Raw genomic sequence first — 14,148 nt, 5'->3', positions numbered from 1 at the left:
CCCGGGAGAAATCCTGGCAGTTACGCCATGACTACAACTTCGCCGCGCTGGGCATCCCCGGGCTGACCCTGATGAACCGCTATATCAGCGGCGACAACGTGCACATCGGCACGGTGACCGACGGCAAGGAATGGGGCCGCGAATCGGAGCTGGCCTATACCGTGCAGAGCGGGGCCTTGCGCGACCTGAGCGTGCGCTGGCGCAACTCCAGCCTGCGCAAGAGCTTCAGCAGCAACGAGTTCGACGAAAATCGCCTGATCGTCAGCTATCCGATTTCATTGCTGTAAGCACGCGCCGGCCCAGGCTCCGCACGAAACTCGCCGAGTGGCGATCAGGTGGTTTTCGTACGGGTCTAGTGGGAATCACTGTCCCACCACCAGTTCCAGAGGCCGGGCAGATGCACCGGCACGGAACTGTCCTGCACCGTGCGCGCCAGCACCGCCCGCAACAACGCCGCGCGGTCCGTGTAGAACGGCTGTTCGGCGGTCCGCACGCCGGTGTCCCGCGCGCAGTCCATGAGGATCTGCAGATACTCCTGCATATGCCGGGCGGTGTAGCGATTGAGATCATGGAAGGTCACCACCACCGGGATCACCCCATCGACCACCGGCATCTCGCCACGGGCGATCTGCTCACGCACTTCGGCCAGGTGCTTGAGCAGATTGGCCCGGCGCTGCGGGCTGGCGGTAATCCCCCAGACCTTGCCGTCATTGGCACTCAGGTCGGTCAACAGCACATGCAGGCCATGCCGCTGATAGGCGGCGAAGGTGCGTTTGTCGTAGTTCCAGAATGGCGGGCGCAGGAGAGTCGGCGGCGCGCCACTGATCCCGGCAATGACGGCACTGCCGTCGCTGAGTGATTGCTCCAGCGCCTGGGGATCCAGCGAGCGGTGATTGGTGTGCCATGCTCCCGCCGTGTGGAAACCCAGGATATGCCCCTCGGCCTGCTCGCGGCGCATCAGCGCCCGTCCGATATCGCTGTTACCTGCCCTGGGCGCTCCGGTCTGGACGAAAAACACGGCCTTGATTCCCGGTTGGATCGGGTTCTGCGCCAGGTCATCGAGCACCGATGCCGTGGGATTCCAGAAACTGGACGCGCTCGGCCCATCATCGAAGGTCAGCAGGAAACGGATCGGGGGTTGCGTGCGCAGGGCCTGCTCGGTGCCCGGTGTCAGTGGTAGCGGCGGGCCGATACAGCCGCCCAGGCTTGCGACGAGCGCGAGCACGGAAAGAAAAGTGAAAACCGACTTCATGGGGAGGGTCTGGTCCGGGACGCAACAATGACAGAACCAAGATGCCTTCAAGCCGTCGTTGCAAGGAACGGAGTGGAGCTTGAGTGCGCATCTCTGTGGCGAGATGGCACAAGCTCCTTGCCCCGCTCCATCCTGAAAGGGGGGCCATCATCTTACTCAGAGCATCAGGATGGCAAAGCGTTCCGTACGCGGCTGACTTCGCACCGATCGTTCCGGGCATGCAACCCGTGGCGCTGCGCGTCACAGAAGCGGACGCAGAGCGTCCCAAGAGGCATTCCCACACAGAGCGCGGGAGCGATCATCATCCGCGGGACTCGACACCCAATTCATCCCATACCGACTCCGCCAGATGGAACGTCGCGTTGGCCGCCGGGATTCCGCAGTAGATCGCACTCTGCATCAGCACTTCCTTGATCTCCTCGCGGGTCACGCCATTGTTGGCCGCCGCGCGCAGGTGCAGCTTGAGTTCTTCGCTGCGGTTCATGCCGATCAGCATGGCAATGGTGATCAGGCTGCGGGTGTGCCGGGGCAACCCCGGCCGCGTCCAGATATCGCCCCAGGCATGCCGGGTGATCATTTCCTGGAACTCCGAGTTGAACTCGGTCAGGTTGTCCAGGCTGCGCTCGACATGGGCCTCGCCCAATACCGCGCGACGCACTTGCAGGCCTTCGGCGTAACGTTGTTTCTCATCCACGAACACTCTCCTCACACAGGCTGTTCAAACAGGCTCTTTAAACCCCGGCCAGCAGAAAATCCAGCACCCGACGGCTGAAGTCATCGCCGGCCTGGACATTCGACAGGTGGGCGGCATGGAACTCGGCGTACTCGGCGCCCCGCACATGCTGCTGGATAAATACGCCACCCGACGGCGGCGTCACCGCATCCTCGCTGCCCGAGATCACCAGGAGAGGCACCTGGATCGCGCTGAGCCGGTCACGGAAATCCGCGTCGCGCACCGCACAGCAGTTGGCCGCATAACCCTGGGGCGACGTCGCGGCGAGCATGTCGGTAATCGGCGTCACCTGCTCCGGGTGCGCGGCGGCAAAGTCCGGCGTGAACCAGCGCGCGATCGCCCCGTCGCGCAAGGCCCGCATGGCCGCCTCACCGTCCCGCAGCACGGTCTCGATACGCGGGTTCCACATGTCCGGATCACCGATCCTGGCCGCCGTGTTGCACACGATCAGCTTGTACAGGCGTTCGCCGGCATGAATCCCCAGCCACTGGCCGATCAGCCCGCCCATGGACAAGCCACAGAAATGCGCGCGCTCGATCTGCAGGGCATCGAGCAGGGCCAGCACATCCCGCCCCAGTTGCTCGATGCTGTACGGTCCTTCGGTGACCAGCGAGCGGCCATGGCCACGGGTGTCATAACGCAATACCCGCAAGTGCTCGGCGAACGCCGGCAACTGGGTGTCCCACATGCCCAGGTCGGTGCCCAGGGAGTTGGACAAAACCAGGACCGGAGCGCCCTCCGGGCCATCGAGCTGGTAATTCAGTTGGCCTTCGGCCAGTTGCACAGAACCCACGACGCTCTTTCCCACGACAGCCTCCTTCAGATAAAAGCCAGATGATCGGCCACGGCACGCTCGACCCAGGTCTGTGCCTGGCCGAGATAGTGGGCCGGGTCGAGCAGGTGATCCAGTTCGTCCGCGGACAGTTCGGCGGTCACTCGCGGTTCGTCGCCCAGCACCACGCGCAGGTGACGCCGTTCAGCCACCGCCCGCCTGCAGCATTGCTCCAGCAAGTGGTGGGCCGTGTCACGTCCCAGGCGCTGGGCCAGGACAATACTCACGGCTTCCGCCAGCAGCAGCCCCTGGGTCAGGTCGAGGTTCTCGAGCATCCGCGCCGGATCGACTTCCAGCCCCTCACAGACAATCAGTGCCTGCTGCAAGGCCCCGGAGACCAACCGGCAAATCTCCGGCAGGGTCTCCCATTCGGCATGCCAGAGGCCGAGGCTGCGCTCGTGCTCCTGGGGCATGGCACTGAACAGGGTCGAGAGCAGCCCCGGCACCCGGGTCGCCGCGCCGATCAGCACGGCGGCGCCCACCGGATTGCGCTTGTGCGGCATGGTCGAGGAACCACCCTTGCCGGGCGCCGACGGCTCGAAGACTTCCGCCGCCTCGGTCTGCATCAGCAGGCTGATGTCACGTCCCAGTTTGCCCAGGCTGCCGGCAATCAGTCCGAGCACGGCACCGAACTCCACCAGGCGATCGCGATGGGTGTGCCAGGGTTGCTCCGGCAGGCCGAGTTGCAGTTCGCCGGCCAGTGCTTCGGCCACCGCCAGCGCCTGGTCGCCCAGGGCCGCGAGAGTGCCCGAGGCCCCGCCGAACTGCAGGCTGAACAAGCGCGGTTGCAGCTCGCGCAAGCGCTGTCGATGGCGGGTGACCGCCCCCAGCCAGCCGGCGATCTTCATGCCCAGGGTGACCGGGGTCGCCTGTTGCAACCAGGTCCGCCCGGCCAGTGGCGTGGCCGCATGGCGCCGGGCCTGGGACGCCAGGACTTCACCCAGGCGTTGCAGGTCACGGTCAATCAGTTGCCAGGCGCGGCGCAGTTGCAGCACCAGGCCGCTGTCCATCACATCCTGGCTGGTGGCGCCCAGGTGCACATAACGTTCGGCTCCGGCATCGGTGCCGGCGATCTGCTTGCCCAGCACCTTGACCAGCGGGATCGCCGAGTTGCCGGCCGTGGCGATCGCCTCGCCGAGGGCGGAAAAATCGTAGAGCCCGGCGCGGCAGGCCGCCTCGATGGGCGCCACCGCCGCCTGGGGAATCAGACCGACCCGCGCCTGTGCACGGGCCAGGGCCGCTTCGAAGTCCAGCATCGCCTGGACCCGCCCCTGATCGGAGAACACCTCGCCCATATCGCGGGCAACAAAGTAGGCATCGAACAGTTGATTGCTCGGTCGCGGCATAAAAAATCCCTGGTAAATGCGCGCCCGGAACGGGCGCGCAGGCCGATCAGTGATCGTGGTGCAGGTACGCCGCCTGCTTCGGCAGGCGCAGGCTGAACAGGAAGGCGACGACCATCATCACCGTCACATACCAGTAGAAGGCGTTCTCCATCCCCACCGACTTGAGGTTCAGCGCCACGTATTCCGCCGAACCGCCGAACAGGGCATTGGCCACCGCGTAGGCCAGGCCCACGCCCAGCGCGCGTACCTGCACCGGGAACATCTCGGCTTTGACCAGGCCGCTGATGGAGGTATAGAAGCTGACGATCGCCAGGGCCAGGGTAATCAGCACGAAGGCCAGGAACGGGTTGGTGACGGTCTTCAGGGTCAGCAGGATCGGCACCGTGCACAAGGCACCCAGGGCACCGAACCAGAGCATCGAATTACGCCGGCCGATCTTGTCCGAGAGCATGCCGAACAGCGGCTGCATGCACATATAGAGGAACAGCGCGCCGGTCATGATGTAGCTGGCGGTCTTGGCGGTCATCCCGGCGGTGTTCACCAGGTATTTCTGCATATAGGTGGTGAAGGTGTAGAAAATCAGCGAGCCGCCGGCGGTGTAGCCGAGCACGGTGATGAACGCCGCCTTGTGATCGCGGAACAGCGCCCGGATGCTGCCGGCGTCCTTGTCCTGGCGGGTTTCCTTGCTGGTGGTTTCCTTCAGCGCACGACGCAGCAGCAGCGAGATCACCGCCGCGATGGCACCGATCACGAACGGTACGCGCCAGCCCCAGGCCTTGAGCTCGGGCTCGGTGAGGAACTGTTGCAGGATCACCACCACCAGCACCGCCAGCAACTGGCCGCCGATCAGGGTCACGTACTGGAACGAGGCAAAGAAGCCGCGCTGGCCGCGCAACGCCACTTCACTCATGTAGGTCGCGGTGGTGCCGTACTCGCCGCCCACCGACAGCCCCTGGAACAGCCGCGCCACCAGCAGCAGCGCCGGTGCCCAGGCTCCGATACTGGCATAGGTCGGCAGGAAGGCGATGACCAGGGAGCCGGCGCACATCATCAGCACCGAGATCATCATCGAATTCTTGCGGCCGTGCTTGTCGGCCACACGACCGAACAACCAGCCACCGATGGGCCGCATCAGGAAGCCGGCGGCAAATACACCGGCGGTGTTGAGCAGTTGCACCGTCGGGTCATCGGAAGGGAAGAAAGCCGGGGCAAAATAGATGGCACAGAAGGCATAGACATAAAAGTCGAACCATTCGACCAGGTTGCCGGAAGAAGCACCGACGATGGCAAAGATCCTTTTGCTACGTTCCTCACCGGTGTACGGCGTCGTTGTTGTTGTCATGTTCTCTCACTCGTAGGAGGGGTAGTTGCAGTCTAGACATACTTTGCAACAGACCTGTTCCGCAAGAACAATCGCCGCCCTTGCAGGAGCCGGCTGGCCGGCGATGGCACATGGATAGACGCGGCAAGGCTCAAGGGCCTCATCGCCGGCAAGCCGGTTCCCACAGGTTACAGCGACCGAACCCTGGTCAGATCCGTTCAATCGCCAGCGCCAGCCCCTGCCCGACGCCCACGCACATGGTCGCCAGGCCCTTGCTGCCGCCGGTCTTTTCCAGTTGGTGGAGCGCCGTCAGGACCAGGCGCGCGCCGCTCATGCCCAGGGGATGCCCCAGGGCAATCGCCCCGCCGTTCGGATTGACCTGTGCCGCGTCATCGGCGATACCCAGCTCGCGCAGCACCGCCAGGCCCTGGCTGGCGAACGCTTCATTCAACTCGATGACGTCGAAGTCGCTGACCGCCAGGCCCAGGCGTTCAGTCAACTTGCGCACCGCCGGCACCGGACCGATGCCCATGACCCGCGGGGCGACACCGGCGCTGGCCATGCCGAGCACCCGCGCCCGGGCCGTCAGGCCGTGTTTCTTCACCGCCTCGGCGGACGCCAGGATCAGTGCCGCGGCGCCATCGTTGACGCCGGAGGCATTGCCGGCGGTGACGGTCTTGTCCGCGCCGTTGACCGGCTTGAGCCGTGCCAGTGCGTCCAGGGTGGTGTCGGCCCGGGGATGCTCGTCCTGCTCGACCAGGGTTTCACCCTTTTTATGGGCGATACGCACCGGCACGATTTCCTCGCGGAAGAAACCGGCGGCCTGGGCCGCCGCCGTGCGCTGCTGGCTGCGCAGGGCAAAGGCATCCTGGTCGGCGCGCGAGACCTGATAGTCATCCGCCACGTTGTCGGCGGTCTGCGGCATCGCGTCGACACCGTACTGGGCCTTCATCAACGGATTGATGAAACGCCAGCCGATGGTGGTGTCCTCCAGCTTCATGTTGCGGGAAAACGCCGCGTCGGCCTTGCCCATCACGAACGGCGCACGGGACATGGACTCCACGCCGCCGGCAATCGCCAGTTCCATCTCGCCGCTGGCGATGGCCCGGAACGCGGTGCCGATGGCATCCATCCCGGAGGCGCAGAGGCGGTTGAGGGTCACCCCGGGAATGCTCTCCGGCAGGCCCGCCAGCAGCAACGCCATGCGCGCGACGTTGCGGTTGTCTTCGCCGGCCTGGTTGGCACAGCCGAGAAACACTTCATCGACCTCGTCCCAGTTCACCGACGGGTTGCGCTCCATCAGCGCCTTGATCGGCACCGCTGCCAGGTCATCGGCGCGCACGCCGGCCAGGCCGCCACCGAAACGGCCGATGGGCGTACGAATGGCGTCACAGATAAAGACTTCACGCATCAGGCTTCTCCAGGGGCTTGGCCATGGGCCGCGGCGGTACGGGCTTCCAGGTCGCGCAAGGCGGCCAGTTCGGTTGCGCTCGGTGCCGCGGTGCTGTCCACCTGCTCGGCGAAACGCACGGGCCAGCCCGTGGCGGCGATCACCTGTTCGCGGGTCACCCCCGGATGCAGGGCCGTGACCACGAACTCATTGCTTTGCGCTTCCGGTTCCATGATGCACAGGTCGGTGATGATGCCCACCGGACCGGCGCCCGGCAGGCCGAGGCGCTTGCGCGAATCGCCGCCTTCGCCGTGACCGACCGAGGTGATGAAGTCCAGCTTGTCGACAAAGGAACGGGCCGACTGCTTGAGGATGATCAGCACGCTTTTCGCCGAACCGGCGATCTCCGGTGCGCCGCCGGCGCCGGGCAGGCGGACCTTGGGCGAGAAATAGTCGCCCACCACCGTGGTGTTGATATTGCCGAACCGGTCGACCTGGGCGGCACCGAGGAAACCGACGTCGATCCGCCCGCCTTGCAGCCAGTAGCGGAAGATCTCGCCGGTCGGCACCACGGTGTCGGCGGTTTCCGCCAGTTCGCCGTCACCGATGGACAGTGGCAACACGCTGGGCTTGGCACCGATCGGGCCGGACTCGTAGATCAGCACCACATCCGGCGAAGAGGTCAGGCGTGCCAGGTTGGCGGCCTTGGAAGGCAGGCCGATACCGACAAAGCAGACCGAACCGTTTTTCAGGCGACGGGCAGCGGCGACGGTCATCATTTCATTGGTGGTGTAGGTCATTATTTTGCCTCCGACGCGCGGGCCAGCTTGGCCTGGAACTCGGCGAAGTCCGCCGTGCCATGGATGTATTCGGCGATCCAGGCGGTAAAGGTTTCCCGGTCACGGGCAATCGGGTCCCAGGCCTGGTAGAAGCGGTTGTCGCGCTCGGTGTAGCCATGGGCATAGGACGGATGCGCACCACCGGGGACATGACAGACCGCACTCAAGGCCCAGGTCGGCAGGACACAGGCATTCATCGGCGCGTTCAGGTCGTCGACGATTTCCTCGACAGTGACGATGCAGCGCCTGGCAGCCAGGGCCGCCTCTTTCTGTACCCCGAGAATGCCCCACAGCAGGACATTGCCCTTGCGGTCGGCCTTCTGCGCGTGGATCACCGTCACATCCGGACGGACCGAGGGCACCGCGGCGAGCACTTCGCCGGTGAACGGGCAGGTCACGCTCCTGATCAACGGGTTGACCTTCGGCAGGTCGGAACCGGCGTAGGCACGCAACACCGCGAACGGCAGGCCGGAGGCACCGGCGACGTAGGCATTGGCCAGGTCGGCATGGCTGTGCTCTTCGATTTCCAGGTCATGGGGCCAGTGCTTCTCCACCGCGTCGCGCAGACGGTGCAGGGAACCGACACCCGGGTTGCCGCCCCAGGAGAAGATCAGCTTGCGAGCGCAACCGGCACCGATCAACTGGTCGTAGATCAGATCGGGGGTCATCCGCACCAGCGTCAGGTCCTTCTTGCCCTGACGAATGATTTCATGACCCGCCGCAGTCGGAATCAGATGGGTGAAGCCTTCGAGGGCGACGGTGTCACCGTCGTTGACGAATTGCTTCACCGCTTCATGCAGCGAAAGGATTTCAGCCATGGATGCAGACTCCCGGTTTCAACAAGCCAGCGTGGAAGAAAAAGGCGCGAGGTTCGGCGCCGGAGTGAAACCAGATTAAGTCGAGGCCAGGGGCCAAACAATCCGATAATCGACTAAGTGTTCGATTATCGAACCGATTGTTTGTAAGCTACCGTTTGCCAGCCAACGGCAAGGCCGATCCTCAGGTCGCGTCCGCGTGGCTGACCCGACCCTTGATCAATACCCCCGCCGTCGCCAATGCCGCCGGCACCACCAGCACGGTCAGCACCTGCTCGAAATTCCAGCCCATGCCCAGCAGCGTGGCGCCCATCCAGGCGCCGAGGATCGCGCCGAAACGACCGATCCCCAGCATCCAGGAAACCCCGGTGGCCCGTCCCTGGGTCGGATAGAAGCGTGCCGCCAGCGATGGCATCGCCGACTGCGCGCCGTTCACGCACATGCCCGCCGCCAGCACCAGGGTTCCCAGCAGGGCGATATGGCCCAGGCTCTGGCCGACCGCGTAGGCAAAGATCCCGGCCAGCAGGTAGAAAGTGCCGATCACCTTGTGCGGGTTGAACCGATCCATCGCCCAACCGACCCCCACCGCACTCAGCACCCCGCCAAACTGGAACAAGGCCCCGATAAAGGCGGCCTGCTCCATGCTCGCACCGCTGTCACGCATCAGCGTCGGCAGCCAGCTGGTCAGCAGGTAGACGATCACCAGACCCATGAAATAGGTCAGCCATAACAACAGGGTGCCGGCGCTGTAGGTGCCGGAAAAGATCACCGCCAGGACGTTGCGCGCCTTGACCGTCTTCTGCTCCGGAACGCTGAAGCTCGCCGCCCCGGCGACCTGCTCGGGAGCAATCGGCGCCAGTGCCTTGCGCACCTTGTCCGTGCCACGGTTGCGTACCACCAGGTAACGCGCCGACTCCGGCAGCCAGAGCAGCAGCACCACCGCCAGGATCAGCGGCAGCAACCCGCCGATCAGCAACAGACTGTGCCAGCCGAAGGCCGGGATCAGCTTGGCCGACACAAAACCACCGCCGGCCATGCCCAGGTTGAAGCCGCAGAACATGCTGGTCACCAGCAGCGACTTGTGGCGCTCCGGAGTGTATTCGGAGAGCAGCGTGGTGGCGTTCGGCATGCCGGCCCCCAGGCCGAGGCCGGTGAGGAAGCGCAGGACCAGCAACTGGTCGACGTTACTGCTGTAGGCCGAGGCCAGGCTGAAGGCACCGAACAACAGGACCGCCCCCACCAGCACCACCTTGCGCCCGAACCGGTCGGCCAGCGGGCCTGAACCGAGGGCGCCGAAGACCATGCCGATCAGGGCCGCGCTCATCACCGGGCCGAGGCTGGCGCGATCGATACCCCAGTCCTGGGACAGCGCCGGAGCGATAAAGCCCATGGCAGCGGTGTCCAGGCCATCGAGGAAGACGATCAGGAAACACAGGATCACCACCCGCCACTGATAGCGCGACAGCGGTTGATCGTTGATAAAGGACTGCACATCGAGGCAGTGACCGACAGCGGATTGAGGCTGGTTCATTATTTTTATTTCCACACAGACGCGCAGACGCACAGGTGCCGACCAAGGGGCGGCGGACGTTGGACAGAGCGAATAACGCTCAGGCGAGCCGTTTCAGCGTAAACGGCATGCGCGCGCGAGTGTTCTTGCGAAGAGTGTTCTTACGGAAAGTGTTCTTACGGAGAGGGTTCTTGCGAAGAGAGTTCTTGCCCAGAGGGCTATCGAAGGGAGTGCTCATGGCGGCTTGGCCTCGTCATTATTATCGGGCGGTCACCGGGTCGAGGCCTGCGGGCTCGTCGACTCAGGACGCTGCCGCGACATTAATGAGCGGCGTAAAACGGCGCAATTCGATAAACGCAACTCTGGGCGGTTATCGAACGGCTTTGCCGCGGCAGCCGGGACGTTCAGGCAAACAGCTGGGCGCTGAGGTCGCGGCTGGCGCCGAGCATGCTCGGCAGGAAACGCTGCTCCAGTTCACTGCGGCTGACGCGCCCGGCATGGGTACTGACGTTCAGTGCCGCGAGCACCTGGCCCGAGGCGTCATAGACCGGCACGGCGATGGAACGCAGGCCCTGTTCCAGCTCCTGGTCGACGATGCACCAGCCTTGCTGGCGTACCTGCTGCAGGCATTCGAGCAAGGCTTCGGGCGTATGCAGGGTGCGGCTGGTCTTGGCCTGCAGGTCGGCATGGTCGAGGTATTCCTGCAACGATGCATCGTCCAGCGCGGCCAGCAGGATCCGGCCCATGGAAGTGCAATAGGCCGGCAGCCGCCCGCCGACGGAAAGATCGACCGAGATCAATCGCTGGGTCGTCGCCGAACGGGCGATATAGAGGATGTCGTCGCCCTCGAGGGTGGCCATGTTGCAGGCCTCGTGGAGCTGCTCGCTCATGCGGTCCAGATAAGGCTGGGCCGACACCGCCAGCGGGGTCGAGGACAGGTAGGCGTGACCCAGGGTCAGGACCTTGGGCAGCAGCGAGTAGGTGCGTCCGTCGGTGGTGGCATAGCCAAGCTTGATCAGCGTGTGCAGGCAACGGCGCACGGCCGCCCGGGGAATTTCCGTGCGATGGCTGATCTGCGCGATGGTCAGGTGCCGCTTGCGCTCCTGGAACGCCTGCACCACCGCCAGGCCCCGGGCCAGCGAAGTCATGAAGTCCGGGTCACCGGTAAAGGCCTGGATCCGCTTGGCGGGCGAGGCAACGATAGGCGGCGCCACGGAGTTGAAGGCAGTGCGCAGTGGGTCGTTCATTCCAGGTCCTTGTTCACGCGGTCAGCGGCTATTACAGGCCGACATCAGCCCGATAGACAAGCCGGCCAGGCTCGACATTGGGCGATTATCGAACGCTGGCCCGATAATCGCAATTGACCCCCAGGGTCCGAAGCTTATAACGTTGCCCCGCCATCAGGTGGTTTTCCGGGATACTGGTCAGGTACCCACCGGAAAATCCACCGGCACGGCCTTACCCACGAAGTGAGGCCGTTTTCCCGACTTCCGGCAAACCGCCGATACATGAGGTTGCCGTCAATATAGAAGCGCTCTTCCCTTTTCAATTAACACTGCCCGCGCGGAACTTGCAGTGTTAATTTGCCGCCAAAAAACAGGCAGTATCCAGCCAAGTCCTCAAGTTGCAGTTCATAACTCCTACGCAACAAAACCCACACACAAAGTTGACGGGCCAGCCCCGCTTCGCGATAGTATTATTCAAACCGGCCGCTATACTCCCCATACGACATTCGAACCGTCTGGTTCTGTCGCGGTTCCGAGAGCCTGGCTCTCAAGCCCAGACCAATGTTCAACGTGGATGGCCGCGTTTTGTCGAACCGGGAAACGCTTGCCATGACGGCACTTTCCCTGTCGACGCCGCCCTGGTGCATGGCGCCGCTGTTTCGCCGACACGTCGTCCAGGGCCAACGACTATAAAACCGTTCCGATACGCCACCGGACTTCATGGAACTCCCGTATTACGTATCGCCGGAAAACCTTATCAACTCAAATTAGGTAACACTGTGACGAAAGACGAACTGCGCGCGGAACTTGAGCGCCAGGAGCAACGTTACAAGGATGTTTACGGCGGGGAAATTACCACCTACGCCGCGCAACCCGAACCAGAACGCAAACCCTGGCGCAAACGAGCCAGCCTCCTGGACCAGGCATTTACCCAGGAATTGCAAAAAATGGAAAAGGAACTCAAGGCCGAAGAGCCTTAGGCACGGCGGTCTCGAACCTTGTGAGGCTTGCCCCTGGCAGCCGGTCTCTCCTATCCGGATTCCCTCAGGCTTCTGGACGTCAACGGCTTGCGCTACCCGCGCCGAGCCCAGGCCCCCGAACATCCCATCGGGTTGAATGACGCCCGGCAGGCCCTCACACAGAAATTTCGCACATCCGTTTCGGCCTTTCATTCCCGCGCTGAAACCTTGTGTTCATTGGGCATTTCCAATGAAATCAGATGCTTGGCAAACGCCCGGAAAACCTGAGGTTTAACGGTTTCCTACATTTTTTTTCATTGAAGAATGTTACCGGTGAGCAGCTAGTGCATCGATTAGCAGGCTTTTCTGGCATAATCGCGCCCCCTTATGACCGGGTCAGAAAACCTTCATGATCGATTTATTCAGCGGACTGGATGCTTGGGTTCTTGTGAGCCTGTTGCTCGCCCTGGCCTTTGTCCTCAGCTTCGAGTTCATCAACGGCTTTCATGACACCGCTAACGCGGTGGCCACAGTGATCTACACCAAAGCCATGCCGCCGCATCTCGCGGTGTTCTTTTCCGGTGTATTCAACTTCTTCGGCGTATTGCTCGGCGGGGTCGGCGTCGCCTATGCCATCGTGCACCTGCTGCCGGTGGAGTTGCTGATCAACGTCAATACCGGCCATGGCCTCGCCATGGTGTTCTCGCTGCTGGCCGCGGCCATCACCTGGAACCTGGGTACCTGGTACTTCGGTATCCCGGCGTCGAGCTCCCACACCCTGATCGGTTCGATCCTCGGTGTCGGCCTGGCCAACGCATTGCTCAACGATATTCCGCTGGGTGACGGGGTCAACTGGCAGAAGGCGATCGATATCGGTGCCTCGCTGGTGTTCTCGCCGCTGGCCGGCATGCTGGTCGCCGGCCTGGTGCTGGTGGGCCTGAAGTGGTGGCGTCCGCTGTCGAAGATGCACAAGACTCCGGACCAGCGGCGCAAGATCGACGACAAGAAGCACCCGCCGTTCTGGAACCGCCTGGTCCTGGTGATTTCCGCCATGGCCGTCAGCTTCGTGCACGGCTCCAACGATGGCCAGAAAGGTATCGGCCTGATCATGCTCGTGCTGATCGGTATCGTCCCGGCGCAATTCGTCCTCGACCTGAGCACCACCACCTACCAGATCGAGCGGACCCGTGACGCGACCCTGCACCTGAGCCAGTTCTACCAGCGCAACAACGCGACCCTGAGCGAGTTCCTGGCCCTGGGCAAAAGCGTTCAGGACGACCTGCCGGGCAAGTTCCGCTGCAACCCGCAGCAGACCGAGCCGACCATCGCCGCCCTGCTGAACAACCTCAAGGGTGTGACCGACTACCATTCGCTGTCGCCGGAAAAGCGCATCGAAGTACGTCGCTACCTGCTCTGCCTGGATGACACCGCGAAGAAAGTCGGCAAGCTGCCGGGCCTGGATGCCCGCGAGAAGGCGGACCTGGAGAAACTGCGCAAGGACCTGACCACCACCACCGAATACGCACCGTTCTGGGTGATTCTGGCAGTGGCCCTGGCCCTCGGCCTGGGCACCATGGTTGGCTGGAAGCGGGTGGTACTGACCATCGGCGAGAAGATCGGCAAGCAGGGCATGACCTATGCCCAGGGCATGTCGGCACAGATCACCACCGCCTGCATGATCGGCCTGGCGAACATCTTTGCCCTGCCGGTCTCGACCACTCATGTGTTGTCGTCGGGTGTCGCGGGCACCATGCTGGCGAACAAGAGCGGCCTGCAGAGCAGCACGATCAAGACCATCCTGCTGGCCTGGGTACTGACCCTGCCAGCCACCGTGGCGCTGTCCGCCGGGTTGTTCTGGATCGCGTCGAAGATGCTCGGCAGCTGAGTCGTTTCCAGTGACACAGAAAAAGGTGTGATCTGCGGAT

General features: G+C 63.5%; 13 protein-coding genes. 3 read left to right on the top strand and 10 right to left on the bottom strand.

All coding sequences use genetic code 11. From position 1 onward, the window contains the following. On the top strand, positions 1 to 287 hold a 287-nt coding region (locus HX881_RS18495), incomplete at its 5' end, for an OprD family outer membrane porin (protein ID WP_177085856.1). Positions 288 to 352: 65 nt separating this feature from the next. Here HX881_RS18495 and HX881_RS18490 read toward each other — a convergent pair. From HX881_RS18490 to pcaR, 10 genes are all read right to left on the bottom strand, one after another. Then, positions 353 to 1,252 (bottom strand): polysaccharide deacetylase family protein, encoded by a 900-nt coding sequence (locus HX881_RS18490; protein ID WP_177085854.1) that lies wholly within the window; start codon positions 1,250 to 1,252, stop codon positions 353 to 355. Positions 1,253 to 1,553: 301 nt separating this feature from the next. After that, positions 1,554 to 1,946, bottom strand: coding sequence for a 4-carboxymuconolactone decarboxylase (gene pcaC / locus HX881_RS18485; protein ID WP_177085852.1), 393 nt, complete (start codon positions 1,944 to 1,946; stop codon positions 1,554 to 1,556). 37 nt (positions 1,947 to 1,983) lie between these two features. Further along, positions 1,984 to 2,778 carry a 3-oxoadipate enol-lactonase gene (gene pcaD, locus HX881_RS18480; RefSeq protein ID WP_177085883.1) on the bottom strand — a complete coding sequence of 265 codons (795 nt, stop codon included), beginning with the start codon at positions 2,776 to 2,778 and terminating at the stop codon, positions 1,984 to 1,986. 26 nt (positions 2,779 to 2,804) lie between these two features. Continuing rightward, the gene (locus HX881_RS18475) at positions 2,805 to 4,163 is read right to left on the bottom strand and encodes a 3-carboxy-cis,cis-muconate cycloisomerase (RefSeq protein ID WP_177085850.1); all 1,359 of its coding nucleotides are present in this window, start codon (positions 4,161 to 4,163) and stop codon (positions 2,805 to 2,807) included. 46 nt (positions 4,164 to 4,209) lie between these two features. Continuing rightward, positions 4,210 to 5,505: an MFS family transporter gene (locus tag HX881_RS18470; protein WP_017127689.1), complete on the bottom strand. Its 1,296-nt coding sequence runs from the start codon at positions 5,503 to 5,505 to the stop codon at positions 4,210 to 4,212. Between the two features lie 187 nt (positions 5,506 to 5,692). Then, on the bottom strand, positions 5,693 to 6,898 hold the full coding sequence (gene pcaF, locus HX881_RS18465; RefSeq protein ID WP_177085881.1) for a 3-oxoadipyl-CoA thiolase: 1,206 nt from the start codon (positions 6,896 to 6,898) through the stop codon (positions 5,693 to 5,695). Continuing rightward, entirely contained in the window at positions 6,895 to 7,677 is a 783-nt protein-coding gene (locus HX881_RS18460) for a CoA-transferase subunit beta (protein WP_177085879.1), read from the bottom strand. The genes pcaF and HX881_RS18460 overlap by 4 nt, the downstream gene beginning before the upstream one ends. Then, entirely contained in the window at positions 7,674 to 8,531 is an 858-nt protein-coding gene (locus HX881_RS18455; RefSeq protein WP_017127686.1) for a CoA transferase subunit A, read from the bottom strand. The genes HX881_RS18460 and HX881_RS18455 overlap by 4 nt, the downstream gene beginning before the upstream one ends. Positions 8,532 to 8,712: 181 nt before the next feature. Further along, on the bottom strand, positions 8,713 to 10,059 hold the full coding sequence (gene pcaK / locus HX881_RS18450) for a 4-hydroxybenzoate transporter PcaK (RefSeq protein WP_017127685.1): 1,347 nt from the start codon (positions 10,057 to 10,059) through the stop codon (positions 8,713 to 8,715). A 383-nt stretch (positions 10,060 to 10,442) separates the two neighbouring features. Then, the gene (gene pcaR, locus HX881_RS18445) at positions 10,443 to 11,285 is read right to left on the bottom strand and encodes a pca regulon transcriptional regulator PcaR (protein WP_017127684.1); all 843 of its coding nucleotides are present in this window, start codon (positions 11,283 to 11,285) and stop codon (positions 10,443 to 10,445) included. Positions 11,286 to 12,043: 758 nt separating this feature from the next. Between pcaR and HX881_RS18440 the strand changes: the two genes are divergently transcribed. Then, positions 12,044 to 12,244: a hypothetical protein gene (locus tag HX881_RS18440; protein WP_083875411.1), complete on the top strand. Its 201-nt coding sequence runs from the start codon at positions 12,044 to 12,046 to the stop codon at positions 12,242 to 12,244. Between the two features lie 388 nt (positions 12,245 to 12,632). Further along, entirely contained in the window at positions 12,633 to 14,108 is a 1,476-nt protein-coding gene (locus HX881_RS18435) for an inorganic phosphate transporter (protein ID WP_017127682.1), read from the top strand. Positions 14,109 to 14,148 lie beyond the last annotated feature (40 nt).

It is taken from the genome of Pseudomonas gingeri (assembly GCF_013386115.1).
Taxonomy (GTDB): domain Bacteria; phylum Pseudomonadota; class Gammaproteobacteria; order Pseudomonadales; family Pseudomonadaceae; genus Aquipseudomonas; species Aquipseudomonas gingeri.
This window is presented reverse-complemented; position numbering and strand designations above follow the sequence as displayed.